21 protein-coding genes and 2 pseudogenes are annotated in these 25,760 nt (G+C 64.9%); 9 read left to right on the top strand and 14 right to left on the bottom strand.

Annotated features, from left to right (window positions below; genetic code table 11):
- Positions 1-51 precede the first annotated feature (51 nt).
- The 6 genes from copD to CSW63_RS00995 all read right to left on the bottom strand — a co-directional run bounded on the left by copD (position 52) and on the right by CSW63_RS00995 (position 5,387).
- Complete coding sequence (gene copD / locus CSW63_RS01020) at positions 52-981, bottom strand: copper homeostasis membrane protein CopD (protein WP_099504330.1); 930 nt, start codon at positions 979-981, stop codon at positions 52-54.
- 4 nt (positions 982-985) lie between these two features.
- Positions 986-1,354, bottom strand: coding sequence for a copper homeostasis periplasmic binding protein CopC (copC, locus tag CSW63_RS01015; RefSeq protein ID WP_099504328.1), 369 nt, complete (start codon positions 1,352-1,354; stop codon positions 986-988).
- 102 nt (positions 1,355-1,456) lie between these two features.
- Complete coding sequence (locus CSW63_RS01010) at positions 1,457-1,936, bottom strand: DUF411 domain-containing protein (RefSeq protein WP_246841999.1); 480 nt, start codon at positions 1,934-1,936, stop codon at positions 1,457-1,459.
- A gap of 31 nt (positions 1,937-1,967) precedes the next feature.
- On the bottom strand, positions 1,968-2,462 hold the full coding sequence (locus CSW63_RS01005) for a DUF4440 domain-containing protein (RefSeq protein WP_099504326.1): 495 nt from the start codon (positions 2,460-2,462) through the stop codon (positions 1,968-1,970).
- A 34-nt stretch (positions 2,463-2,496) separates the two neighbouring features.
- On the bottom strand, positions 2,497-3,573 hold the full coding sequence (locus tag CSW63_RS01000; protein ID WP_099504324.1) for a copper resistance protein B: 1,077 nt from the start codon (positions 3,571-3,573) through the stop codon (positions 2,497-2,499).
- Complete coding sequence (locus CSW63_RS00995; protein ID WP_099504322.1) at positions 3,570-5,387, bottom strand: copper resistance system multicopper oxidase; 1,818 nt, start codon at positions 5,385-5,387, stop codon at positions 3,570-3,572. The genes CSW63_RS01000 and CSW63_RS00995 overlap by 4 nt, the downstream gene beginning before the upstream one ends.
- A 221-nt stretch (positions 5,388-5,608) precedes the next feature.
- Here CSW63_RS00995 and CSW63_RS00990 point away from each other — a divergent pair, with 221 nt between their 5' ends.
- Together CSW63_RS00990 and CSW63_RS00985 are read left to right on the top strand one after the other, a co-directional pair.
- Positions 5,609-6,778 carry an acyltransferase gene (locus CSW63_RS00990; RefSeq protein ID WP_099504440.1) on the top strand — a complete coding sequence of 390 codons (1,170 nt, stop codon included), beginning with the start codon at positions 5,609-5,611 and terminating at the stop codon, positions 6,776-6,778.
- Positions 6,779-7,497: 719 nt separating this feature from the next.
- Positions 7,498-9,306 carry a PAS domain-containing sensor histidine kinase gene (locus tag CSW63_RS00985; protein ID WP_168193567.1) on the top strand — a complete coding sequence of 603 codons (1,809 nt, stop codon included), beginning with the start codon at positions 7,498-7,500 and terminating at the stop codon, positions 9,304-9,306.
- A 187-nt stretch (positions 9,307-9,493) separates the two neighbouring features.
- Here the strand turns inward: CSW63_RS00985 and CSW63_RS00980 are convergent, their stop codons facing one another.
- Positions 9,494-11,449 (bottom strand): PAS domain-containing sensor histidine kinase, encoded by a 1,956-nt coding sequence (locus CSW63_RS00980; protein ID WP_062097759.1) that lies wholly within the window; start codon positions 11,447-11,449, stop codon positions 9,494-9,496.
- 129 nt (positions 11,450-11,578) lie between these two features.
- On the opposite strand from CSW63_RS00980, the gene CSW63_RS00975 reads away from it, so the two are divergent.
- The gene (locus CSW63_RS00975) at positions 11,579-12,049 is read left to right on the top strand and encodes a BLUF domain-containing protein (RefSeq protein WP_062097757.1); all 471 of its coding nucleotides are present in this window, start codon (positions 11,579-11,581) and stop codon (positions 12,047-12,049) included.
- A 64-nt stretch (positions 12,050-12,113) separates the two neighbouring features.
- Here the strand turns inward: CSW63_RS00975 and CSW63_RS00970 are convergent.
- Positions 12,114-12,377, bottom strand: a pseudogene (locus tag CSW63_RS00970) (transposase); the annotation flags it as partial.
- A gap of 12 nt (positions 12,378-12,389) precedes the next feature.
- Between CSW63_RS00970 and CSW63_RS00965 the strand changes: the two are divergent.
- Complete coding sequence (locus CSW63_RS00965; RefSeq protein WP_231737523.1) at positions 12,390-12,656, top strand: DNA methyltransferase; 267 nt, start codon at positions 12,390-12,392, stop codon at positions 12,654-12,656.
- Here the strand turns inward: CSW63_RS00965 and CSW63_RS00960 are convergent.
- Both CSW63_RS00960 and CSW63_RS00955 read right to left on the bottom strand, forming a co-directional pair.
- On the bottom strand, positions 12,599-12,970 hold the full coding sequence (locus tag CSW63_RS00960) for a hypothetical protein (RefSeq protein WP_062097753.1): 372 nt from the start codon (positions 12,968-12,970) through the stop codon (positions 12,599-12,601). The two genes, CSW63_RS00965 and CSW63_RS00960, sit on opposite strands and share 58 nt — an antisense overlap.
- Before the next feature lie 147 nt (positions 12,971-13,117).
- On the bottom strand, positions 13,118-13,597 hold the full coding sequence (locus CSW63_RS00955) for a hypothetical protein (protein ID WP_062097751.1): 480 nt from the start codon (positions 13,595-13,597) through the stop codon (positions 13,118-13,120).
- Positions 13,598-14,735: 1,138 nt separating this feature from the next.
- Here CSW63_RS00955 and CSW63_RS00950 point away from each other — a divergent pair.
- Positions 14,736-14,939 carry a hypothetical protein gene (locus CSW63_RS00950; RefSeq protein WP_062097789.1) on the top strand — a complete coding sequence of 68 codons (204 nt, stop codon included), beginning with the start codon at positions 14,736-14,738 and terminating at the stop codon, positions 14,937-14,939.
- Between the two features lie 36 nt (positions 14,940-14,975).
- Here the strand turns inward: CSW63_RS00950 and CSW63_RS00945 are convergent, their stop codons facing one another.
- Positions 14,976-15,236, bottom strand: a complete 261-nt coding sequence (locus CSW63_RS00945) for a S1/P1 nuclease (RefSeq protein WP_231737527.1) — start codon at positions 15,234-15,236, stop codon at positions 14,976-14,978.
- A 46-nt stretch (positions 15,237-15,282) separates the two neighbouring features.
- Here CSW63_RS00945 and CSW63_RS23600 point away from each other — a divergent pair.
- From CSW63_RS23600 to CSW63_RS00930, 3 genes and pseudogenes are all read left to right on the top strand, one after another.
- Positions 15,283-15,462: pseudogene (locus CSW63_RS23600) on the top strand (helix-turn-helix transcriptional regulator); the annotation flags it as partial.
- A gap of 254 nt (positions 15,463-15,716) precedes the next feature.
- Entirely contained in the window at positions 15,717-18,041 is a 2,325-nt protein-coding gene (locus CSW63_RS00935; RefSeq protein ID WP_099504316.1) for a TonB-dependent receptor, read from the top strand.
- A 367-nt stretch (positions 18,042-18,408) separates the two neighbouring features.
- A complete protein-coding gene (locus CSW63_RS00930) occupies positions 18,409-19,710 on the top strand; it encodes a GntR family transcriptional regulator (protein WP_127846918.1) in 1,302 nt (433 codons plus the stop codon).
- A 141-nt stretch (positions 19,711-19,851) separates the two neighbouring features.
- On the opposite strand, the gene CSW63_RS00925 is transcribed toward CSW63_RS00930, so the two are convergent.
- Positions 19,852-21,531 (bottom strand): tannase/feruloyl esterase family alpha/beta hydrolase, encoded by a 1,680-nt coding sequence (locus CSW63_RS00925; protein WP_082749621.1) that lies wholly within the window; start codon positions 21,529-21,531, stop codon positions 19,852-19,854.
- 230 nt (positions 21,532-21,761) lie between these two features.
- Positions 21,762-23,852 (bottom strand): PKD domain-containing protein, encoded by a 2,091-nt coding sequence (locus CSW63_RS00920; RefSeq protein WP_062097800.1) that lies wholly within the window; start codon positions 23,850-23,852, stop codon positions 21,762-21,764.
- A gap of 365 nt (positions 23,853-24,217) precedes the next feature.
- Here CSW63_RS00920 and CSW63_RS00915 point away from each other — a divergent pair, with 365 nt between their 5' ends.
- Positions 24,218-25,111, top strand: coding sequence for a bestrophin family protein (locus tag CSW63_RS00915; protein ID WP_099504310.1), 894 nt, complete (start codon positions 24,218-24,220; stop codon positions 25,109-25,111).
- Here the strand turns inward: CSW63_RS00915 and CSW63_RS00910 are convergent.
- Positions 25,108-25,593, bottom strand: coding sequence for a universal stress protein (locus CSW63_RS00910; RefSeq protein WP_062097804.1), 486 nt, complete (start codon positions 25,591-25,593; stop codon positions 25,108-25,110). The two genes, CSW63_RS00915 and CSW63_RS00910, sit on opposite strands and share 4 nt — an antisense overlap.
- Between the last annotated feature and the right edge of the window lie 167 nt (positions 25,594-25,760).

Below are 25,760 nucleotides of genomic sequence, written 5' to 3'. Positions count from 1 at the left end.
CCGCTGGCGTCATCAGGCGTTGACGATGGAAGGAGCGGCGGCCCGCCATGGTCAGAGCGAGGCCGGCGGGGCCAGCGTCCCCAACCAACTGACCAAGATCAGAACCGAGAGGCCGGCGGCCGACTCCACCAGCAGGCTTCGCCGCAGGGCCGCCAGCGCTGAGGCGGGGTCGAAGCTGGCGAGCGCTCGCTGTAGTCGCGGCGTCAGCACGAAGCGATTGAGCGCGGCCAGGCTCAGCATCAGCGCGAAGACGCAGAGCTTGGCCAGGAGCACGGCGCCCCAGGTGGTCGTAGCCGCCGCGAGGATGTGGGCGGGTCCGACCAGGAACCAGCTGTTGATGAGGCCGGTCAGCACCAGCGCGGCCACGACCAGGGAGCCGACGCCGGAAAACCCTTCCAGCGCCCCGTGGAGCGTCCGTACGGCGGCGGCCTCGGCCCGACGCACGCCCAAGACCAGGAGGAGCAGGGCGGCCAAAGCGCCGAGCCAGACCCCGGCGGCCAGGAGGTGGAGGACGTCGGCGGCAAGTTTGAAGAGGCCGGCCGCCCCTTCGCCGTCAGCGCCGTGTCCGCTCCAGGCGAAGCTGGCCAGGGCCACCGCGCCCAGCCCGGCGCTGGCGCGCCAGAGACGGGTCGATGGACGTAAGGTCGCGGCGACTGCCAGGGCCGCCAAGCCCGCGACCGCGCGGGTCACGACCGAGGCGCCGAACTGGGTGCCGGTCGCCACCATGACCAGGGCCTGTGGGTCTAGGGCGTCGGCAAGCGCGCCGGTCATCATCGCCGTCTGAGCCAGTAGCGCCAGGCCAGAGCCGATCGCCGTCAGCAGGCCGGCGATTACGATCAGCCCCCTTGTCCCGGCGCTGGTTCGCGCCGCGCCGGGGCCGTCGGCGGGCAGGCCGTAGAGGTAGAAGAGCGGCGCACCAAACAGCATCGCCGTTCCGGCATATTGGACAAGGCGCGCCAGAACGACGAGTGACTCGATCATCGCCTTAGCGGACCGTGAAGCTGTAAGCGCCGTTGATGCGATGGGCGTCGGCGGTGACCGCGCGCCAGCTGACCTTGTACGCGCCCGGCGCAAGCGGCGCGGCCAGGGCGCCGTCGATGACCATCCCGCCCTTGGCGACCTTGATCTTGACCGGCACGGCACCGCCCGAGGCCTTGGCGATTTCGAAGCTGGAGAACTTGGCTTCGAGTTTCTCGCTAAATTTCAGGCTGATCGCCTTGGGGGCGGCGACTGTGGCGTCGGGCGCGGGATTGGCGCTGACCAGCTTGGCGTGGGCTGCGGCCTGGGAAGCGGCGAGCATCAGGCCGCCTGCGGCGATCATCGCCAGGACGGTGGAGGTGGTCTTGGTAGTCATCGGATGTCTCCAAGGTGCGACGCCCCGGTCGCCCACAGATCATACGCACGGCCCGGGCCCTGTCCCTCGCGGCGAAGCGCAAAAATCGGTGTCAGGCGCCGATCAGCCATGGCGGGCGAAAACCCGGGTCGCGCCCTTGGCGTCAAGCAGCAGCAGGGTCGCGTAGGGCTCGGCGACGGCTCCGGGCATTTCCATGCCGGGCGATCCGATCGGCATTCCAGGGACCGCCAGGCCCAACGCTTTGGGGCGTTCTTGCAACAGCCGAAGAATGTCGGACGGCGGTACGTGACCCTCGATGGTGTAGCCGCCGATCCGTGCGGTGTGGCACGAAGACAGGGTGTCGTCGACGCCGTAGGTGGCCCGCACCGGCGTCAGATCGTCCAGCTCGTTGATAGACGGCTTGAGGCCGGCTGCCCTCAAGGCCTCGACCCACTTGGTGCAGCATCCGCAGAACGGGGTCTTGTAGACTTGGATAGCCAGGGGTTCGGCGCCTTGCGCGCAGGCCGCCAGTAGAGTGGCGGCGCCGGCCCCCAGCAGCAGGGCGCGGCGCGCGAGGAGGGGGCGACGGATCAAGCGGGTCACGGGTGGGCTCCGGCAGGGCAGGGGCGATCGACTATTTCGGCTTGGCGGCCCGGGAAGACCAATGGATATGGACAATCTTCCAACCCGCCGGCTCGTGGCGAAGGACCATAGTCTCGGCCGACAGGCGGTCCACCGGCTTGCCGCCGTAGACACCCGTCGTGCGGCTTTCGCTGACGATATAGGCTAGGTCGCCTTGGGCCAGGCCCGACCGTGACAGCGGCGTGCTGGGCACAGCGCGGGTAAAGGCCGCGTCGGCGGCCAAGTGATGGCTGGCATATTCGGCCCGCGATCGCTCCGCGCCGCCCTCCTCAAACACCAGAACGTCGGGCGCCAACAAAGCCAGGGCTTTTTCGGTGTCGCCCGCCGCCAGCGCCGCATGGAAGCCGTCTACGGCCAGGGCTGCGGACTTGGCCGCCGGGGCCAGGCTGTTCGAGGATGCGGTGGCAGGCTTGGCTGGTTCGTGAGCCAGCGCTGTGCCGGTGATCAGCAACAGGCCGGCGCCAAGCGTCGAAAGTAGGTGTTTCATTCTCAGGGTCTCCTGCCGCACGCGGCATATTGGGTCAGAACCAGGCCCGAAGGCCAAACACCAGGCGAGTATCCTCGACATCCTCGCCGGCGGCGCGGCTGTAGTCGGCTGTCTTCCCGAATTTTCGGTCGTAGGTGACGCCGATATAGGGGGCGAACTCCCGGCGGATCTCGTAGCGAAGCCGCAAGCCTAGCTCCGCGCTCGACAGGCCAGAACCTATCCCGGTCGCCGCGTCATTCGAGGCGGCGAGGTTGAACTCCGCGCGCGGCTGCAGGATCAGGCGCTGGTTGATGCGCTGATCGTAGGAGCCTTCCAGCCGCCCAGAGAGATCGCCTCTGTCGGATAGGAAGGCCGCGCCGCTCACCTCGAACCAATAGGGCGCCAGGCCCTCGAATCCGACAGTCGCGTAGGTGCGGGTGGGATTGGGCTCGAAATCATGCCGCACCCCTACCTGCAGATTGAAGTAGGGACCGATCGCGCGGGAATAGAGCGCTTGCAGTTCGGCTTGCTCAAGGCCGTCGCCGACGACGCCTTCGCCTTCGCCTTCGGTCTTGATCACAAGGCGATGGATGTCGCCGCCAAACCATGCCTCGCCTTCCCAGCGATAGCCGTCCTTGCCTGACCCGGGCGCCCACTCGGCGATGTTGGCTATGACCATGGAGCTGCTTATGCCGCCATGCTCACGCCGAAGTTGGCCGCGCGCGGTGGCCATGGCGGCCGGCGAGAACACGCGGTCGGCGGCGTAGTCGATTGGCGCCGCCGGCGGCGGCCCCGTTGGGACCTCCAGATCACCCATTGTTGTGCTGGTCTCTGTTGGCGCCCCCATGTCCATGCCCGGCATGGCGGAATGGTCCATCGTTCCCGCCGACATGTCATGTCCGGCGTGCGGATCGGCTTCGCCGGCTGCGGGCGTCGCTGGCTTCGCGGTCGCTGCAGCGGGGGCCACCTGATGCTGATGAGCCGCCGCTTCTGGCTTGGCAGGTTTGGCGGCCGGCTTGGCCGGCGCGGCGGGCATGGTCATGCCCGGCATCGAGGAATGATCCATGGTCTGGGCCATGGCTGGCCCGGCCAAGGCGAGCGGCAACAGGCTGACTACGACGAGCCGGTTCATGCCGCGCCTCCTTCGAGAGGCCGCACGCTGAACACCTGAAACATGCCCGCGTGCATGTGGTAGAGCATGTGGCAGTGGAAAGCCCAGTCGCCGGGATCGGCAGTGAAGTCCCAAGACACCTTGCCTCCAGGCAGCACGATGACTGTGTGCTTGCGAGGTCCAAATCCGACCGGCGCGTGGGTCAGCTCGAAGAAGTGGCCATGCAGGTGGATCGGGTGGGCCATCATGGTGTCATTGACCAGCGTGACCCGCACCCTTTCGCCCTTGTCGAAGGCGTAGGGCTTGGTCGCGTCGCTGAACTTCTGGCCGTCGAACCCCCACATGAAGCGTTCCATGTTGCCGGTCAGCCGGATCTCCAGGGCCCGGGTCGGGGTCCGGGTGTCGGGATTGGGCGTCAGGGCCAGCAGATCCTTGTAGACCAGGACTCGGTGACCGACGCTTTCCAAGCCCTGGCCAGGCTCACCGGTCCGGTCGATCGGCATCGGTGTAATGGTCTGCACGCCAGGGCCTAGCTTGATCTGAGGCGCGTTCAGCGGGTCGCGCATCGACATCTTCATGCCGCCCATGTCGCCCATGACATCGGAGCCGCGCGGCTTGGGCGCGGCCATGCCAGGAGCGGCAGCCATGGCCGCCATGTCGTGCCCCATGGCGGCATGGTCTATGCCGCCCATGGCGCCTGAGCCGCTCATGTCCATGCTGCTCATGTCCATGCCCATGTCCTTCATGGTGGCCAACGGACGTTCGCGCAGCGGCGGAACTGGGGCGGTCATCCCGGCGCGCGGGGCCAACGTCGCTCTACCCATGCCGGAGCGGTCAACCGCCTCGGCCACCAGGGTGAAGGCCTTGTCCTGCGTCGGTTGGACGATGACGTCGTAGGTCTCGGCATTGCCGATCTGGAACTCATCGACTTCGACCGGCTTCACGGTCTGACCGTCAGCGGCGACCACAGTCAGCTTCAGCCCGGGAATCCGCACGTTGAACATCATCTGGGCGGCCGCGTTGATGAACCGCAGGCGGACCCGCTCGCCGGGCGTAAACAGGCCCGTCCAGTTGTCGGTGGGGCCGTGGCCGTTGACCAGGAACGACATGACCGCGCCAGTGACGTCTGAGATATCGGTGGGGTCCATCCGCCACTTGCCCCACTCCATCCGCTCCTGGAGCGTCTGGTCCTTGCCGGCCATCAGGCTGGAGAGGGTCTGCTTTTGGTAATTGAACACCCCGGCCTGCTGCTTCATGCGCTTGAAGATCAGGTGGGGGTGCATGAAGCTGAAATCGGAGAGCACGATCACATGCTCCCGATCATAGGCGATCGGGTCAGGCTCGGCCGGCTCAATGACGAGGGGGCCGTAGTGACCCTCGGCCTCCTGAAGGCCCGAGTGGCTATGATACCAGTAGGTGCCCGACTGCTTGACCGGGAATTCGTAGACGAAGGTTTCGCCGGGCGGAATGCCGGGAAAGCTGACGCCCGGCACGCCGTCCATTTGGAAGGGAACGAGCAGCCCATGCCAGTGGATCGAGGTCTCCTCATCTAGAGCGTTGGTGACCGAGAGCCGGACGGTCTGACCTTCCTTCAAGCGGATCAGAGGGCCAGGAACGGTGCCGTTGATTGCCACGGCGTGTCCACGCTTACCGTCGATCGTCACCGGCGCATGGCCGATGGTCAGCTTGATGTCCTGACCCGACAGCGTTGGCAGGGTCGAGAGGAGGCCCGGCGTCGCGCTCTGTGCCCAACTGGGAAGAAGAGCGACTGTTGCGAGGCTGGAGCCCAACGCGGCTGCTCCGCGCAACAACTGCCGGCGGTCAAATTGAGTCATCGTCTAAGGTCCTGCGACTGGTCACTAAGATGCAGCTAGGGCGATCTCGTCCCTGTCACTACGTTTCGGTGCGATCTTAGCCCTCGCCGATCCTGATGATTTTTGGCGCGCTCCATTTGCGTCCGTCACTGGCGTGCCGACGACTGGTGGAATTGCGGTTCAATAAGACGATGAGGGTTGACCTGCTCCCCGCGCGTATACGCAGCAGGGCGGGGGCTAGAATGCAAATCGTTGATCAGATTGGGCGTGAAACAACGTCCTTCCCCAACAGTCTACCCGCGCTGACCTCGGTCCGCTTTGTGCTGGCTCTGGGAGTCGTGCTCTTCCACTACCAATTGCAATGGCCCTGGAACGCCATGGCCTCGACGGGCATCTTCAATCGAGCCGGGCTCGGCGTCGACGCCTTCTTCATCTTGTCTGGCTTCGTCCTCACCCATGCCTATCGTCAGGCGCTAGAAGACGGGCAGTTGAACTATCGCCGCTTCTTGGCGGCGCGCTTTGCACGTGTTTACCCGGCCCATATCGCCGTTTTGGGGTTCGTGCTGGTGATGGTCGGCGCGGGAACCCTAGTCGGCGCAGAGTTCGATCGACGCCTCTACAATCCCCTCGGCCTGCTCACGACAGTCCTACTGGTGCATGCTTGGCTGCCGGAAACGGTCGTGGCGGCATGGAACGGTCCCTCATGGTCGCTTTCCGCCGAATGGTTCGCCTATCTCGCCTTTCCCGCCTTCGCCTGGATCGGCCTCGTCCTGGCCCGTCGACCCTGGATCCTGCTCGCCCTGTCGGCACTGGTCTTCGTGGCGCTGGATCTGGCCTATCAAGCGGTGTTTGGTGACTTGGTCGTCCACGCGCAACTGAACATGGGCGTGCTGCGGATCATACCCGAGTTTCTCTATGGGATAGGTCTCTACCGGCTGGGACAGCGGGTGCACCTGCCTCGGCCGCACGCGATCGGCGCGGCCTGGCTGTCGGCAATCATTCTGTTGCTGCTGATGCACTTCAAAGCGGACGAGCGGGTAGTGGTGGCCGCAGCCGGACCCTTGGTCCTCAGCCTAGCCCTTCTGTCCAAATCGGGCGCCGATCGCGCGGTCGCCCTGCCGTCGATGTTGGCCGCAGGTGAAGCCTCTTACGCCTTGTACTTGGTGCACATGCCCATCCTGATTGGATGGAAGGGCGTCAACTCCGCTCTGACCCAACGCTCGAGCGCCTACGTGCTGGCGTGGTGGGAGGTGGCCTGCCTGCTCATGCTCACGCTCGTTGCAGCGTTCGCCGTGCATTTCTTTGTCGAGAGACCCGCGCGAACATGGATCCGGCGCTGCGCAGACCGTTTGTGGCCCGCGTCTGGCACAAAGGTAGTCGTAGTCCGCAGTTCTTCGGCGTCTGAAAACTAAGAATCGAGACGGCTTGAAGGTCACCGAACTGACGAGACTGAGCGATCAATCCTTATTTCCGATAATCTTTGTTAGACGTGAAATATCGTTATATTGGCGGATTTTGTTTTTATGTTGTCCCTGACTCCGATAGCTGCGAGTCGCAGCCCGCCTTGGATCTGTTGCCACGTCGTTCCGGGTTTTCACGATTTTCTGACTCCAATCGTGCGACTGGCTGATCGCAATTGCTGCGACTGGCAAAGTGCGTCGAAGCCAGGCGTCGAGCACAGTGCTGGTGATCCGGGCTGTTCGGCCCATCCTCCACTTCACCCTTGAGCGCAAATGTGACACCACCGCGCCGCGCATCCTGCCGCATAGCAAGGTAAAGGACGTTAGTCCGTCGGTGGCCGGGTGAAAATGGCGTCTCAGGTCCTTACTGGATTTCCATTCATACATAGCCAACCGTCTCCGAGCTCACCTCCGCATAGGACATGGGGCCGCAAATCCCTGGTGGAACTAGACAGTAGGGGCTGGATTTATCCTTCGCTGCGATAGGGCTGCGCGTTGAACTAGGCAACGACGAGGAGGGACAGCTGACCGCCCCGGAGAGCACCCAGCGGCTGTTGATGAGGCAGCGCCATCAAGCGTTCGATTGGACCGCAACGCCAATCGGGCCGATGGCGTCATGGCCTCGCGCGCTCCAGACAGCCTTGAGCATCGCGCTCGGGTCTCGACAGCCCATGTTCATCGCCTGGGGCCCCGAACTTACGTTTCTCTACAACGACGCCTACGCGGAGATTCTCGGCGACAAGCACCCCGGCGCGCTGGGACGCCCGTTTCAGCAAGTGTGGTGGGACATCTGGGATGACATCAAGCCGCTGGTGGACCGCGCCCTGGCTGACGAAGCCACCTGGTCCGAGAACCTGCCGCTCACCATGAACCGCCGCGGTTTCCTGGAGGAGACTTGGTGGACCTTCTTCTATTCGCCGGTGCGCGATGACGACGGGCGGATCGGAGGAATGTTCTGCTCCTGCTTGGAGACCACCATTCAGGTGCTGGCGGAGCGCCAAAACACCGAGCAGCGACAGCGCCTGTTCGAACTCTCACGAGACTTGTTCGGCGTCGCGACGACCGACGGCTACCTCAAGTCGGTCAACCCGGCTTGGTCGCACGTTCTGGGGCGCACGGAGGAAGAGCTGCTTACGCGGCCGTTTTCCGAGATCATCCACCCCGATGACCTTGGGACGACCGCCGAGGTGGTGGCCGCCTTGGCGAGAGGCGAAGCGGCGCATCAGTTTCACGTCAGGCTCCTCAAGGCCGATGGCGAAGCTATCGCATTCGCCTGGTCGGCGGTGCCTGACGCGGCCTCCGCATCAGGCATCTTCGATACGGTGGGCCGCGACATCACCGAAGAGCTCCGTCGCGACGAGATGCTTCGGCACAGCCAGAAAATGGACGCGATGGGACAGCTGACCGGCGGCGTGGCCCACGACTTCAATAATCTCCTGATGCCGATCATCGGCAGCCTGGACATGCTCCAGCGCAAGGGCGTTGGGGATCAGCGATCGCGGCGCATGATCGATGGTGCGCTCCAATCAGCCGAGCGCGCCAAGACCCTGGTGCAGCGGCTGTTGGGTTTCGCACGGCGTCAGCCCCTGCAACCCCAGCCGATTGACCTAGCGGCGCTGGTCCTGGGCATGGAGAGCCTGCTGGCGAGCACAGTGGGCCCACGGGTCAGGATTTCGTACGACTTGCAGTCCGACCTGCCCTCGGCGGTGGCCGACGCCAACCAGCTTGAGATGGCGCTGTTGAACCTGGCGGTGAATGGCCGAGACGCCATGCCGGAGGGCGGGGTGCTCACGATCCATGTCGGGATGGAGACTTTTCACCACCAGCATGGGTCCGAGCTGAGGCCCGGGCGGTACTTGCAGCTCTGCGTCCACGATACGGGTGTGGGCATGGACGAGGCCACCAGGGTCAAGGCGACCGAGCCTTTCTTTTCGACGAAGGGCATCGGTCGCGGCACCGGCCTTGGGCTATCCATGGTCCATGGCCTGGCGGCTCAACTCGGCGGCGCGCTCTCTTTGGAAAGCGCTCCTGGCGAGGGCACCACGGTGAAGATATGGCTTCCGCTGTCGGGTGCCGATCCAACCGCGCTTGCATCGGCCGCGGAGTCTGCGCCTGGGCCGCATTCCGGGACCGTGTTGCTCGTCGACGACGAAACCCTCGTGAGGTCCAGCACGGCCGACATGCTCGCTGATCTCGGATACAGGGTTGTCGAAGCCGAAAGCGCCGCACAGGCGCTCCGCAAGCTCGAGGATGAGATCGAAATACAGATCCTGGTGACCGACCACCTAATGCCCGAGATGACTGGCGCGGAGCTGGTCGTCGCCGCGCGCCGCCGTCACCCTGGCCTGCACTGCCTGATTGTCTCCGGCTATGCCGAAGAGGCGGGCATCTCGACCGACTTCCCGCGGCTCACAAAGCCGTTCCGACAGGCCGAGCTTGCCGAGAAGCTCGCGGGTTTGGCCGCCGGGCTGGAGAATTGAATGAGCCAATCCTCGCGCGCAATTTGATCGCTCGGGTGGCGCCGCCTAGGCGCCCCACGCCAGGCGCGGAACTTGGCTTTTCCTCGGGACTCGTCATTCGTCCGCCCGATCGAGAAGAACGCGATCTTCAACGAGGTCCATCGCCACGCCCCGGTCGTGCTAGGGGCTCAACGTCAACCCCGTTTTCTCAATCTCCCGCCTCGATGATGGATTTGATCCTGGTCGCCAACGCATCCATCGGGAATGGCTTGCTCATGACGTGCATTCCCGGTTCCAGGTGGCCGTTGGAGATCGCCGCGTTCTCGGCATAGCCGGTGATAAACAACACCTTCAGATCCGGTCGCCGGGTACGGGCCACGTCCGCCATCTGCCTGCCGCTCATCCCGCCCGGAAGGCCTACATCGCTGATCAGCAAGTCGAGATCGAGGTCCGATTGCAGCACCTTCAAGCCTGCGGCCGCGTCGGCGGCTTCGATGCATTCGTAGCCAAGCTCGGCCAAGGTGTCGGCGATCAGCATCCTTACCGTGGGCTCGTCATCGACCACCAGCACCGTTTCCCCGTTCGCGCGGGGCGCGCGGACCACGGCTTGTTCCTCGGCGGCGTCCGAAGGCTCGCCCCTATGCCGGGGCAGGTAGATCTTCACCGTCGTTCCTTGCCCAAGCTCGGAATAGATGCGCGCATGGCCGCCGGACTGCTTGGCAAAGCCATAGATCATCGAAAGGCCCAGACCCGTTCCCTGTCCGACGGGCTTGGTGGTGAAGAACGGGTCGAAGGCCCGAGCGATCGTCGCCGCGGACATCCCGACGCCGGTGTCGGTGACGCTGACGGCCACATATTGCCCCTTGGCCATGTCCCGCTCGACCGCACCAACCGGGTCGACCCAGGTGTTGGCCGTCTCGATCGTTATGCGGCCGCCGCCGGGCATGGCGTCGCGCGCGTTTATGCAGAGATTGAGGATGGCGTTTTCAAGCTGGTTGGGATCGCAGAAGCAGGGCCACAGGCCCGCCGCCAAGACGGTCTCGATCTCGACGCCAGGGCCCACCGTCCGGCGGATCAGGTCCTCGACGCCGGCGACAAGCTTGTTGGCGTCCAGCGCCTTGGGCTCGAGCGTCTGCTGGCGCGAGAAGGCCAGCAGACGGTGGGTAAGGGTCGCCGCTCGCGTGGCGGCGCCCTGGGCCGCAGTCATGTATCGCTCGAGGTCCGTCAGCCGGCCTTGGGCGAGCCTGGCCTTCATGAGTTCGAGACTGCCGGTGATGCCGGTCAGCAGGTTGTTGAAATCGTGGGCGAGACCTCCGGTCAGCTGGCCGACGGCTTCCATCTTCTGGGCCTGGAACAGAGCTTGCTGCGAACGCTCCAGCTCAAGCTCGATTTCGCGGCGCTCAGTGAGATCGCGCGTGACCTTGGCAAAGCCGATGAGCTCCCCGTCATCGTCGCGGATCGGGTCGAGCACGACGCTGGCCCAAAAGCGGCTGCCGTCCTTGCGCCGGCGCCAGGCTTCCGCCGTGAAGCGGCCGTCGCGCCTTGCGGTCTCCAGCGCCTTGGCGGGAAGCCCCGCCTCGACATCCTCGGGCGTGTAGAACTTGGAAAAGTGCGCGCCGATGATCTCGTCGGCGGTGTAGCCCTTGATCGCTTGGGCGCCAGTGTTCCAGTTGGTGACGTAGCCTTCGGGATCGAGCATGTAGATGGCGTAGTCGCTCACGCCCTGGACGAGCAGCCGGAAACGCCGCTCAGCTTCGAGGGCGGCCTGGGCGGCCTCGCGCTGCTCGGTGATGTCCCGCGTGATCTTCGCAAAGCCGGCGATCCGGTCGCCGTCCCAGATAGGATCGACCACCACCATCGCCCAGAAGCGCCCGCCGTCCTTGCGCACGCGCCAGCCTTCGGCGGCGAAGCGGCCTTCCGCGGCGGCGCGTCTCAGCACCTCGGCCGGCAGGCCCGCATCGCGGTCTTCCGGCGTATAGAACCTCGAAAAATGCTCGCCGATGATCTCGTCCGCGCCGTACCCCTTGATCCGCTCGGCGCCAGGGTTCCAGCTGGCGACGTAGCCTTGCGGATCCAGGATATAGATCGCGTAGTCGACGACGGACTGGATGAGCCGCTCATACGCTGTCGCATCAAGGGCGCTTGTCTTCGAATTTGCAGGCAAGCGAGGGCACTCAACAGGATTTTAGCGGACTAGTGGGAGCCAACGCGAGACGTTGCACGTTGGTTCCCGCGAAGTTTAGTCGAACGGCGCGTGTGATCGAGAGAAAGCCAAGCCCCGGGGGATGAGAAATTGGTTCAGACGCCCATCTTCCGACTGCTCTATGTCAGCACGGCGAGTGCATCGGCGGCGGTGGCGCTGCATGAAACCATGCGCGCCATTCTCCTGGTATCGGACGCCAATAATCGCCGGGATGGCATCACCGGCTTCCTGCTTTCCGACGGCTATGTGTTTGTCCAGGTCCTGGAAGGACCTGAGAGGAACGTCCAAGCGTGTTTTTCGCGCATTTGCGCGGATGATCGAAACCGGACGCCCGAAGTCCGTGACGCCGGTCCAGCGACCGAAAGGCTCTTTCCACAATGGTCGATGTGCGGCTTGAATCTGAGCGGTCGAGACAACCTGCTGCTTCGACCTGGCAATATCGGCTTTGACCTACTGGGCGCTGCACCGGGCGCGCTGCTGCAGCATCTGCAGACGCTGGTCCACTATCACGGCCCCGCTCTCATACAGGCTCACGCGCCCTTGATGAGGGCGTCTGTGTGACCGTGCTGCTTCCGCGCCACCCAGCCCGGCTCAAGATCGACTCCAGGCGCGATGCAGTTCCCTAGCCGTCGCCCATTTTGCTGATCCCGCCCTGCCGCTCCTTGCCGCCGCTGCTGTGAGCGCGAGGCGTGAGGCCGAGCCAGGCCGCGAACTGGCGCCCAGAGCGGAAGAGTGCGGGGTCGGGTGCACTGGCGGCCATGGCGCTGGCGGTGATCGGCCCGATGCCCGGGATTGTGGCGAGCCGCCGGCTGTTCGCATCCTGCCGATGCCAAGCCAGGATCCGATGTTCCAGGCGCTCGATCTCCGCGCGTAGCGTCTCCAGTTGATCGAACGCCAGGAAGTGATCCTTGATCCGGCCTGTGGCTCGGGGGTCTTCCTAGTTGAAGCCTATAAGCGGCTGATCCTTCATTGGCGCAGCCGCAACGACTGGCGAAAGATCAACGTCACCGTACTCAAGCAGCTGCTCGAGCATATCCGCGGCGTCGACCTGGAACAGGGGGCGATCGAGCTCGCGGCCTTCAGCCTGTGCCTGGCTTTGTGCGATGCGCTTCAGCCCGAGGAGAACGGCTTGCCCATCGCGTCGTTCGCGCCGAGAGCAAGGGCGTAGTCGAGCCCCTGTCCGCTCGGGAGATTTTTCGAGCCGCCGGAAAAAGGCTTGATGCTCTCCATGATGGTCGAAATGCCCTCCTTCACTGGCATGAATAGATCCACGATGGCGAGTTCGAACGATTTCGTTCGCAGGATTCCGTCGCGGACCTCTTCGCACTCGAAGTCAACCGCTTCGGCCTGACTTTGTTCGGCCTGTGCGCGCGCGGCCTCCGGCCGCCGGCGATCATTGTCGAGCGTTTCGAGATAGATCGAGATCGCGAAGTCTATCTCGAGTAAAACGGATTTCACGAGCGCGGTTATCGCTTCGCTCATCTCCGCCTCGCCCCTTGCGAAACATCTTGCCTGGCCACACCGGCTGCACGACGCCCCGCAGCAGATGATCAGCCACGACCGCGTAGCCATACTAACGCGTATCGGCCTGAGCGGACTTGCCTGCCCACGCCCGAGCGGCGTCGTCGCCTAGTGACGTGTTGAGCCAAGCCCGGCAATTTGCGCGGCGACCGTTCTAGCGGCCTCTTGGGCCACGAGAACAATGCGTTCGCCAGCGCCTCGAGACTTCATCCGTTCGGCCCCCGGCGCAAAGTTCAATCGCCAGGTCACCGAGCGCTCAGCGCCGGGTGCTCCAAGATCACGAATTGAGAGCTGAAGGTTGCCCTCTCTAAGGACGGGAATGATCAGCGGCAGGGCAAAAGCCGCGTCGGAATAGCCATCAGGCGTCTCGAATGGAAAGACCTGCTCAAGTCCCTCGCACACAACGGCCAGGGCGCCCGACGTCGCCGTTTGGTCGAGATCCAACTGGACCGTGAGCCAGCATTCGATGAGGCCGGGTCGACTGCCCGCATAGATGTCAGCGCCAAGAATGCCGATATAGGCTGAAGAGCCATCGGGGCGGTGCTCGACCTTGGAGCAAAGGAGTGCAGAGCGCAGACCGGTGATCATCGAACGGCGACGCTATTCGATTTACTACTGGAAGCAAGCAGGCTTGAGATCGTTTGCCTCTTAAGGGTTCTCGTTCGGTTCGCGCTCCTCTCCGAGTTGGCAGCGCTCCGGCGCATCACCAGCGGACTCTTCCCTCGCCTTTGGTGGCGGGCACTTCTCCATTTTGGGGCGCGACCAGGCGAGCTATGCGTTGTCGCCGGCCTCGTCGATGAAGAGCGCTAGTGAAAGCGGCGCGTCGAACAGGGGTCGTCGAGGTGCAAACGATAGAAGGTTCTGGGCGGCTCGCTCTTGGTGGCCATCTCCCAGGCGTCGCCTATTTCGTCCCGCGCCGGGGTCGAGGTCGGGGCCGGCTGGAGCGGCACCGGGAAGGCCCCCGAGCCCCCCAGTCAGCCTGAACCTGAGCCATCCCGACATCGGTTCGCGCGCTTACAAGCGTCACTCCCGGCCGCGCCGCCGGCTAGGACTGCGGCGACGTCTTCACCTTGATCTAGAACGCCGAAGGACTGAGCGGCCTCTCCCCCGGACGCGCGACAAAACCCCCGCGTCCGGCGACGCGGGGCGAGGCGTTATCATGCCGGCCGAACGCCTTTGGCATCTCCTGGGCGCCGACCGTTCCGACGCCAAGCTGCGTTGAAGCAGCCGCTGATCGCCCCACTCGTCCGCCGCTCTTGCCGCGCCAAACCCGCTTTCGAATCCGATTGACTTTCTTGCCTCGCGGGATGAGAACAATTCAAGAACTCGAAGTCGCCATGTCCGCTTCACGCGCCCTCAGCGCGCGCCCCAACCCCGAGCGGATCATCCGCCGCATGAGAGTCAAACTGCAGCGCGTGCGCCAGTGGCGGCGCCGCCTGGCCGCACCCTGATGTTCACCTTCGAGGCGGCACGCGCCGCGCCCGTGATCCTGCCGCGACAGGATCGCGTATCCCCCGTGCGCGTTGGTGACAGCCGCCTATCGACAGTATTTTCCAGTCGATGGCGCGCAGCATGCTCCCCTGAAGCTTGAGCTTCAGAGCTAGAAGTGTTCCCGCCTGAATTGCAAGTTTTGAGAACTCAAAACCAGGAGGTGCTCATCGTGGGTCGCCTTGAAAGCGTCACCAATCGGGCGCGACGTCGCGCTCTCGCGCTGACAGGAGGAAACATGCGCAAGTCCCTCGCTCTCGCCGCCGCCATGGTCATGGCGCTTTCCGCATCCAGCGCGGCCCTGGCCGCTGCCCCGTGCCGCGACGCCAAAGGCAAGTTCATCAAGTGTCCGGCTGCGGCTGCTCCGGCCAAACCGAACATGTGCAAGGACGCCAAGGGCAAGTTCGCCAAGTGCGGCGCGCCGGGCGCCAAGCCCGCCTGACCTCGGCGATCGAGAGGCGGTGGCGACACCGCCCTTCTACTTGAACGCCTCGTTGAGCAGCAGAGCCAGGCGAACGCCGGCGCGCTCCACCTGCAGGGCGACAGCCTCTTTGGCCTGGGCCTCATAGCCGTCGGGCAACGCCAGGGGAGCGGCGTCGCTGGCGCATCCGGGCTTTGACCCGAGCGTGTAGACCTTGGCGCGGGCGACATCGAACGCTTCCATCGCCCAGGTCGTCGCGTCGCACCTTGACGCCTCCGGTTGGCGCAGCACGCCTTGCGAGCTGCGCGCCTGAGCCAAGCCCGGGATCTGGCGGCGGCGGGGCCGTCTGATCCTAGAGGCGCCGATGAGACAGTTCCTGACCACCGAGGAGGTCTCCGAGCGCTACCGCGGTCAGATCTCGACGGGGACGCTGGAGAATTGGCGCACCCAGCGGATCGGTCCGCCCTTCGTCAAGATCGGCAGAGCCGTGCTCTATCCGCGCGACGAACTGGACGCCTGGAACAAGCGCAACCTGGTGACCTGCGCCAACGGCAAGATGGAAGGCCGCCGGCGCCGGCGGACCGTCGAACGCCCGGCCGAGCCGCGCTCTTTCGGCGGACGCCATCGGCTTCCAGCGCGCCGGGACGGGCAGACACAGTCTGCCGCCCGTTCCTTCTCTATTGAGAAGCACATTCTTGTACAGCTCAAAAACATGTGCATAGGATGCGTTCAAGTCAGGCACCTTAAAATGGCGATCCGGCATCAGTGATCGGTGCTCAGGCCGACGGGGAGGAAAACATGAACCAGCCGAAATTCGGCGCGGGCGAAGTCGTGCGCGCTGCGCGCAAGGTCGGCCTTTTCTGGCTCTGCGCGAGCAGTTGCCTGACCTTGCCATCCATCGCCCTGGCCCAGACCACGTCCACAGCGCCCGCGGCCAACACGCTTGAAGAGGTGGTGGTCACGGCTCGCCGGCGCGAAGAGCGGCTGCAGGACGTGCCGATCGCTGTGGTGGCGGTGAGCGAGCGTCAGCTGGAAGAAAAGAACATCAAGAACGTCAACGACCTGACCGTCGTCGCGCCAGGCCTTTCCATCCAGAACACCACGGGCAACCGCAACAACGTCACCTATTCCATCCGGGGGCAGGGACAGGCGTTCGGACAGAATTCGCCGGGCGTCGTCGCCTATTTCGCAGAAGTGCCCGACTTCTCGAGCGCGATCTTCGACCTTCAGAGCGTGCAGGTTCTCAAAGGGCCGCAGGGGACGTTGTTTGGGCGAAACACCACCGGCGGCGCTGTGCTGTTCTCGCCGCAACGTCCGACGGAGACCCTCAGCGGCTACGTCGTCGGGCGAGTCGGCGACCTGAACCGGCACGATCTTGAATTCGCCGTCGGCGGCCCGATCATGGGCGACAAGCTCATGGTCCGCGTCGCAGGTCAGACCCTCAATCGCGACGGATACACCAAGAACCTCTACAATGGGCGAAAGCTCGACGACGAGAACCGCCGAAGCGTTCGCGCCAGCGTGCTTCTGCGGCCCTTCGACGGGTTCGAGAACCTCACCATCTATCAGGATGACGAGGTCAAGGAGAGCGGCTCGGGCTCGAGCCTCGCCTTCGTGGCGCCCAATATCAACAACGCCCCGATCCTGTCGCAGCTGCAAGGCTACCTGGCGGCCCAAAAGGCGCGCGGGCCGCGTGTCATCAACGCCAGTTGGCCCGACTATACGGTCCGCGATGGTCACGGGATCCTCAACTCGACCTCCCTACGCCTGACCGACCACATCACGCTGAAGAACATCGTCAGCAACCGTCACTACACCGGCGGGCAGTCCTACGACCTGGACTCCACGCCGCTCGACCTTCTGAACGTCACCAACCCGCCGGGTAAGAAGATCGAGTCCACGACGGAGGAGTTCCAGATCCAGACCAGCTGGAACGCGGTCAACACCGTGGTCGGTTACTACCGGGAGAACACAAAATCGCCGGTCAATGTTGGCTTCGACACCAAGCAGTTCTTCTCCGCGCCCGTGCTGGGCGCCCTGGCGCCGCCCTTGGCGCTGGCCTTCCCCAATGGCGTCGCCATCCAGGCCATCGCCTATGGCAACAGCTCCAACTCGTCCGAGGCCGTCTTCGGCCAGGTGGACTGGAAGGCGACCCAGAAGCTGACCCTAACGGGCGGGATCCGCCGGACGGAAGACTATCGGCGCTCGTTCTCCCAGACCTTCCTGGTCCTGCCTGGACAACCCGTGCCCACCGGCCCCACCGCGACGGGCCCGTCCTCGTCGGGCGTCTTCAAGGCCACGACCTGGAACGTCGCAGCCAACTACACCTTCACGCCCAACCTCAGCGCCTATGCGACGGTGCGGCGCGGCTACAAATCCGGCGGCTTCAACGGCACGGCGCTCTCGGCGGCGGACAAGTATTTCCAGCCTGAGTTCGTCACCGACCACGAAGTCGGCGTGAAGGGTCAAACCACCCTGGGCGACATGCATTTCCGCTACGCCGTCGACGCCTTCTACGACGACTACACCAACATCCAGCGCTTCATTAACCTGCCCACGACCCCCGCCTCGACCGTCACGCGCAACGCCGCGTCCGGGAGCATCAAGGGGCTCGACGTCGATGTGGCGGCCCAGCTGGCGGCCCATTTCGACGTCTCGCTGATCTACACCTACATGGACGCCAGCTACGACAAATACGAAGATCCGGTGCAGGGCGATCTGACCTCCAGCCGGTTCCCCAACACGCCCAAGCACCAGCTGACCCTGACGCCGCGCTTCACCTACGACCTGGCCGGCGACTGGGGCTCGCTGAGCGCCCTGGCCAGCATCTACTACCAAAGCGGCATGGCGCTGGATCCGGCTAACAAGCCCAACGGTAATCCCGCCGTGGCCCTCTCGGCGATGGGCGCCAATGTGCCCGGCTACACGCGGGTCGATCTGCGGGTCGACTGGCGCGATATCCGCCAAAGCCCGGTCAGCGCGGCCTTCTATGTCCGCAACGCCTTCGACAAGGACTACGTGGTGGGCAGCAACAATCAGCTCTCAACGCAGTTCGGCGTCGGGACCTTCCTCTACGGGGCGCCGCGCCAGGTGGTCTTCGAGCTTCGCTACGCGTTCCATTGATCCCTGTGTCGCGCCGGTCCAACGCCGGCGCGCCACGTCACGACGCGATGAGCGCCGCCTCCCGGGGCGGCGCACTTTTTTGACCCAGACCCTCGCGGAGATGCTGGCGTTGGCGGACCGCTGACAGGCGTCTTGGCCCTCGATCCGCTGCTGAGGCGCCCCGCCCTTAGCCAATCTGGAAGGCGGGGCCAGTAGGCTAAAATAGGCGCCTGTTTTCATCCGACGCCAATCTGTCTACTAGGAAGAAGGGCAGATTGGGCCGGGGTCTCCGCAGTTGACGACAGAACCGTTTGACGCCGTGTCGCCACCGGCGGATTTCGGGCCGGATTCGGCGGGCGCTCGGCTGGCGGAAAGAATCGCGCGCGAGGTGCTGAGCGCGCGCTCGCCCCCCGGAACGGTGATCGCATCGCAACAGGACCTGCGCGCCTCGCATGGCGCAGGACGCGCCGTCTTCCGCCAGGCCGTACGCATCCTGGAGGAACGGGGCGTGGCCTACATGCGGCGCGGCCCCGGCGGTGGGTTGGTGGTGGCCGAGCCGAATCCGGACTTCGTCGGGCGCTCGCTGTCGATCTTGGTCGAGAGCCTGACCCGCGACATCCAGCAATTGGGCGTCCTGCCCTACGCGCTCGAGACCCACCTTTTTCTCCATGGAGCGCCCCGTCTAGGCCCAGAAGCCTGCGAGCGGATCCGGGGCCTGATCCATCGCCTCGATCGGATGGCCGAGGCCCAATTTCAGGCGGTGGGGGGCCACCGCCTACTGCATCAGGCCATCCGGACCGCCTCGCGCGAACCGGCGGTGCTGCTCGCCAATCGGACGGCCAGCGAGTTCGCCAGCGACATCATGCCTTACAGCATCAATGTCAGCGTTGAGAGCGAGCGCGGAGAAGCCTGGCGCATCACGCGCGAAGCCGCTGAAGCGCTGATCGCCGGCGATACGCCCACGCTGTTCGACTGTCGCCGCCGGATGCTGGCGATGTTCCACGCCAGGTGGCCGACCTGGAACGAGACCGACCACGACCCGGGCTCGCCGCCGAAGACCGTCGATCCGGGTCGGCCCGAGTTCAACCGCGCGGGCAACCAAGCCGAACGCCTGACCCGCGAAATTCTGCGCGAGATCCGCTCCAAGGGCTGGCGAGCCGGAGAGCGTATCGGCAGCGGCGCCGAATTGATGGCGCGATATGGCGCCAGCACGACCATCCTGCGCCAGGCCGTGCGAATGCTCGAGGAGCACTCGGCGGTGGAGTTCATCCGGGGCCGCAAGGGCGGGCTCTATGTCGCCACCCCCAACCGCGCGCGGACCATCGCCCAGGCCGCAGCCTTCCTTGCACGCAGCGCGCCGGCTCCCGCCGACATCCACGCCTTTCTGACCCAATTGATCCTGGAAGGCCTGAACCAGGCTCGCGCGGCAAGGCTGGCTGGCGGGCGCAAACAGCCCCAGGCCCGCGAGACGATCGCCTTTGGTGATTTTTGCACGTTCGCCGCGACGCAGTGCGCCAACCCGATGGTCGAGCTGTTCGTCGAGATTCTCTTGCCGTTCGGGGTCCAGCAAAGTCAGGCCGCAACCCAGCCCGGCGCCGTCCTTGACGCCTTTACGGCGGGCGATCTGGCCACCCGACGGCGCCTGTTCCTGACGGCGGCCTGGAAGGCGGGCGGCTCGGAGGCGCGTTGACGATCGTCCGGACCGCCTCTGAAGGCGTTCTGTGAGGCGATGTCGGCTGGCGCGCCGGACCGTGGGGTCGGCGTGGCGGGACCGCCTTGCACGGCGCGATGCGGACCGGCCCCGGCTTGAGCGCCGGGGCCGGCGATCGATCTAGCGGGACGCCACCTTGACCGGCGCCTTGCAGGACCAGTTGTGGGCCTCGCCAACCGCGCCCGGGACGCTGGCCTTCGAGCGGTCGAAACTCGCGACCAGCGGATAGGGGCAGAGCAGGAAGTCGCGGGCGTCGCCGGTCGGCGGCGGCACCAGAACACCGGAGACCTGCTTGGTCTTGGGATCGGCGAAGGTCAGCTGCACGCGATCGGCGCCGCGGTGGGCGACGGCCGGGCCGGGCTTTTGGCTTTTTTCCACCCAGTTGATCAGCTGGTCGAGCAGCACGTCGGGGGCGTCTTGCGGGCCGGTGCCGCCGCCGCAATGGCCCATGCCAGGAACACGGTAGAAGCTGGCGAACTCACGCAGGGCCGCCATGCCGCCGACCTTGGCCGCGGCGTCGGCGTAGTACTGCTGCATTTCGGTGTCAATGCAGCAAGGATCGCTGACACCGTTCCACATCAGCACCTTGCCCCCGCTCTTCTGCAGGCCGCGCAGATCGGCGCTATAGGGGTAGCCATAGCCGACCCTTTGGGCCGCCTTCCACCAGGCGTCGATCTGATCCTGGTTGTTGAAGTCGAAGTCCTTCAACGCGTCGAAGTCCTTGCCGAAATAGACCTTGGCCAGCGAGCTGCCGATGACGTAGCCGGCCGAGGACTTGGCGATGTTCTCGTTGGTCGGCGCGTCCGACCAAGGCGGCGGCACCATGCCCAGGAACCCGGCCCAAATGCCGATGTTGGAAACGGGGAAGCCGACCTTGATCGCGCCCTTGGGTCCGCGCGGACCGGCCACGATCGCCTGCAGGGTCTTCAGTTCGGCGGCGGTCAGGCATTCGGGGCCATCGGCCGACGCGCACTTGATCTTGGTGAAGTCGAAGCGGCAGGCGGTGTGGTCCCAGATGACGCCGTCCTTGGCGCCGTCGAGTTCATCGCAATCGGCCGTGACCTTGCGATCGACCATGGCCAGCTTGGCCGGCGACAGCCAGGCGCCCGGTTCACGCTGGGCTTGCTGGGCGGCGTTGATGAACGCCAGCATGGTCGCCGAACTGCGCCCGCCGGGCGCGCCCAGCAGGACCCCGTCGAAATCACCCGGATATCGCTGGATGGATTCGGTCGCCATGCGCCCGCCGCCCGAACAGCCCGAGAAGTAGCGATAGAAGGTCGGCGCGCCGTAATAGGCGCGGGTGATTTGCTGGGTGGCCACGGCCGTGGCGTGGGCGGCCAGATGGATGTGGTCCTCAGCCAGCACCGGGTCGCTGAGGAAGCCCCAATCCAGCATGTTGCCCTGGTGGCCGGTATCGGTGCCGGCGACGGCGAAACCCTTGACCAGGGGATTGCCGCCGGGGATTTGGGAATCGGTCGGCACATAGCCGGCCGAACCGCCCATGCCGATGAAATAGTAGCGCTTGGTCCAGCCCTCGTCGGGCAACTGGAGCCGGAAATTGGCCTTGTTGGTCGCGCCGCCGGCATGGGTCGTGGTCACATAGCCGTCGATCTTGCAGTGCGGCGTCGGCGCGGCGGTCGGCACGGCCGAAAGAATGGTGGTGTCCGCCGGCGAGATGGCTTGGATGGCCTTCACGTCGCACGTCGCCGCGGCGGCCGCAGAGGATGGCGACCCGTACAGCGTCGCCGCGCCGGCGATCATGGCGCAGATCGCCAGCTGAAGTTTCAGTCTGTCTTTCACCACTTGCTCCCTAAGGTTTCGCCGACTGTGTTCGGCTTGCTCATTCTTGGCGGGGCGTCGCGACGGCTGGCCTAAACCGTGACGTCAATTCCCATTTCGGGATCGCACGCCCTTGGCCATTAGAGGCCTTTGGAGAACGGTGTCCAGTCAAGAGTTCTGTATCTAGAATCTCGTTCTGAATATTTCGATCCAGTAACCCGGCCTGCGGCCGGGTTACTGGACGCGGCGGACTAGCTCACGACGATGCGAGCCGACGCCACGTTTTCGATTTGCCGGCGAGCTGTCGGGTCACCCTCGCGGTTCAACTTCACCCGGGCCGTGGCGAAATACGTACCCGGCCGGTCATAGGCATGGGCGAACGACAGGGTCAGTTCGGTCTGACCCGGCGCGATCGGCTGATTGACGGCGAAGCTCCCCGAACCATCCAGGTCCCAATCGACCCGCGTGAAGGTTCCCGCGCCGGGCGGCGCCTCGGCCCTCACCGCCAGCTCGACCTGTCCGCCGGGCGAGATCTGGCGGCGCAAGGCGCCGTCGGCGGTCACCGACACCACGGGCTGAGTGCCCCCGCGCGCCTTGGCGGTCGGCGGCAGGCTGATCTTGCCGTCGACGAAGCTATACTGCGTCTCGGGAGGAGCCACGCCCTTCTCCACCCAGGCAGCGAGATCGACCAGCCCTTGTTCGATGCTGGGCATGTAGTCGATCAGCCAAGTGGCGGTGGCGCGTTTGGGGTCGGAAGGCAGGAGCATCGGCGGGACATGCTCAGCGTTCTGGGTCCACTGCAGCCGGAACCGTTCACGAGCCTTTTCCGCACCTTGTGCCTGCTCCACGGCGCGTTTGTAGATCACGCCCTGAGGCGGCCAGAGCGAGGCGTCGTGGGTGTGGTGGATCCACAGGAGCTTGCCCTCGTACTGCCCCGAATAGGGCACGCCCATAAGCGGCGACTGCATCGGTAGGCCGTGCTGGGGATAGATCGGCTGGCCATCGACCCGGAGGAAGTCGTTCAGCGGATCATCGGAAATGTGGTGCCGGTAAGCGTAGCAGAAGGCCAGGAAGGCGTGGTTGTCGACATGCACCTCGTCGCCGACCTGGACGCCGCGGAACCGCTTCAGATTGGCTTCGGCGCGGCCATCACAGAACAGCATGTCGCCGATCGACTTGGTGCAGTAGAGCTGACGTCCTTGCGCGGCGCCGGAAACGACACGAACGCCGGTCCCGCTGCGGTAGCCCTCGCCCAAGCCCTTGACCTCGACGCCGATGGGCATGTCGAACTGCCCCGTCGAGGAGGCCATGAACATCGCCATCGGCTTGGCGTCGGCGAATTCGGGACCCGCGAAATCCTCGCCGCTCAGCAGGTCCTGAGCGGTGATGACGCGGGTGACGGGCAGGACCTGGTCGATCAGATCGTCGCGCACGGCTTCTGGCTGATCGAAACCGACATAGCCTGGCTGGGTCCAGAAGGCCTTGAAGTAATCGGCGTCCTCTTCCAGCAACATGTCGGCGATAGACGACCACAGCCAGATCTGGCCCATGGGCTTGGCGATCATGAACTCGTCGCCGCGGGGATATCCCAGCCGATAAAGGTTGGCCAACTCCTCGCGTTCGTGGGTGTTCAGCCCCAGGAAGGGATCGCCGCCGCCGCCGGGTTGCATGGCGTCGATGACGCGTTCGAGCTTGCCGCCGCGCAGCAGGCGCTGAACGTTGAACATCGCGCCAAACGATAAGGGCTGCTCGCTCCGCACGCGCGAATTGGTGCCGTGCGGCTCGATGTTGCCGCCGCCCATGAACGGGAGGGCGCCGTCATAGACGCCGTCGCAGTATTCGAGGCACAAGGGCGAGCGGCGGCCGCCGCCGCTGCCGCCCCAGACATAGCTGAAATCCGGCTCCCGACCGTAGACCTGCTTGGCGATATGCTTGGAGAAGCGGGCGCTCTCGACGCTGGCGCGATAGCCATAGAGACCCGGATCGACGCCGGCCCTTGGATCCACGTCGTCGCCGATATGGCCCGAATTGGATTCGACCATGTAGCCGCCCAGCTTGGTCATCATCTCCAGTCCGCCAAGAATGGCGCCCATGGCGCCGGCGAACGCTTCTTCATGGCCCGCGTGCGCGCCCTCGAGCGGGTGGTACATGCGCCCGCCCCACTCGCCCGCGTCCGGAAAATAGAAGGTGAAGCGCGTGTCGGTGTTTTCGAACCCGCCGTGGACGTTGCGGTGGGGATAGGGCTGCTGGCGAAGCTCATCGCGATCGATGTATGGCCGGCCGAAATAGGCGTCTCTGACGGTGTAACCCTCGGTGTCGAGGCTGGATTTAGCTTCTGACATCACACTCCCCAATCTGTGACCTCTATGCGTCCGATCCTTGGCGCCGGCGCGTCTCACGGGTAGTGCCAAGCCGGCGCCTCCGTCAATCACCGCGCCTGGCGATTTCCGATAAAGAGCCCACTAATTTTCGCCATTTTTCGAAATGATCACGACGCTACGGTCAACTATTTCGAAAAACTGGGGCGCTTAAATAGCTTCGCGCGCACAGCGCACCGCGATATCGAGATCAGGGAAAACCGACGCCCTATTCAAGCATCCGCGCACGCGAAGGCTCTCACAAGCGCTGGGCGTCCGTCCCGAGGCTGACGCCCAGCCCGCGCCTCATTGCTCGCGTAAGGCACGATCGATTGAGAGGGTGAGCGTCGATGATCGTCAGAGACAGACCAGGACTGGGCGAGGTCCTGACGGCGATGCACGGCTCCATCGTTCCCAAGATCGCCGGCCGCCTGCTGATATTGGCGGCGATCTCAGTCGGCGCGGTCTTACTCCACCGCACCTTGCCCGAGCCCATGGGTCACCTTGGCGCCATGCCCTTCACCTTGATCGGCCTGGCGTTGTCGATCTTCATGAGCTTCCGCAACAACGCTTGCTATGATCGCTGGTGGGAAGCGCGCAAGCTCTGGGGGCGATTGATCATCGCCGCCCGGTCCTTCGCGCGCCAGACCGCCGTCCTCGACGCCGAGGTCCGAGAGCCCCTGCTGCTGGGTCTCTGCGGCTTCGCCCATGGCCTTGCGGCCAGGCTGCGGGATCAGGACGAATCCGCCGCGATCAGGCCCTGGATCGCCGCCGACGACGAGCCTGAACCGCCCAACCCCACTGATGCGGTGCTGGCCGAGGTCGGCGCGCAATGCGCGCGATTGGCGGCGCAAAAGGCGCTCTCCGACATCCACTATGCGGTTTTGGAAAGTCAGCTATCGGACCTTAGCCAGGTCCAGGCCGGCTGCGAGCGGATCAAGACAACGCCCCTGCCCTTCGCATATTCGCTGCTGCTGCATCGGACGGCCTTGCTGTTTTGCCTGCTGCTGCCGTTCGCCCTGGCGCCGGCGTTAGGCTGGTGGACGCCGCTGCTGGTGCTGATCGCCAGCTACACCTTCTTTGGCCTGGACGCGCTGGGAGACCAGCTGGAGGATCCGTTCGGAACCGACGACAACGACCTTCCACTCGACGCCCTGGTGCGCACCGTTGAGCGCGAGCTTCACGCCATCGGGCGTTCCGACCTGCCGCCGCCGCTGGCCCCGCTCCGTTATCGGCTCACCTAGGCGTTTACGTGCTGGGCGGCTTTGGAAAACTCGGCCTCGAAGTCCTGATCGCTGATGTCGCTTCGCGCCACCAGCAGGCTGCAATCGAGATTATCGACGATGTAGGCCCCGTTGGCGCCGCTCCACCAACGCTCAAGCAAGCTACGCTTGCGGTGACCGACCACGACCAAATCGGCGCGGACCTTTCTGGCGTAGTCTCCGATCTGCTGGGCCGGCTCGCCGCGAACCAGCGCGCCGGTTGAATCCAAGCCCAGCATCTCCAGCTTTCGAAGCCCTTCGTCGAGGACGGCGCAATAGGCTTCCAAGTGGCCGTGGGCCGCGCCGACATGCGCGCCCTCGGCGAGAGCCAAGCCGCCGCTTTCGGCCAGGACCGATAGCAGGAAGACCTTGGCGCCGCATCGCTTGGCCAGCAACGCGCCCTCTCGCAACGCCGCGCGCCCCGCCTTGGTGCTGTCATAGGCCAGAACAATCCGCCGATACATGATGAAGCCCTATTCCTTGCGCGCTCGGGCGCCGAACGCGGCGGCGCCGGAAACCGCCGACGCCAGCCTTCGAAACCGATCTTCTAATCTTGAACGAAATTGACAAGCTTGTTCAGCTTTTCGTTGACTCCGTCGCGGGCTCGCTCGCCAGGCGCTGCATGGACGCC

Source organism: Caulobacter sp. FWC26, from assembly GCF_002742645.2.
In the GTDB taxonomy this organism is placed as follows: Bacteria; Pseudomonadota; Alphaproteobacteria; order Caulobacterales; family Caulobacteraceae; genus Caulobacter.
This window is presented reverse-complemented; position numbering and strand designations above follow the sequence as displayed.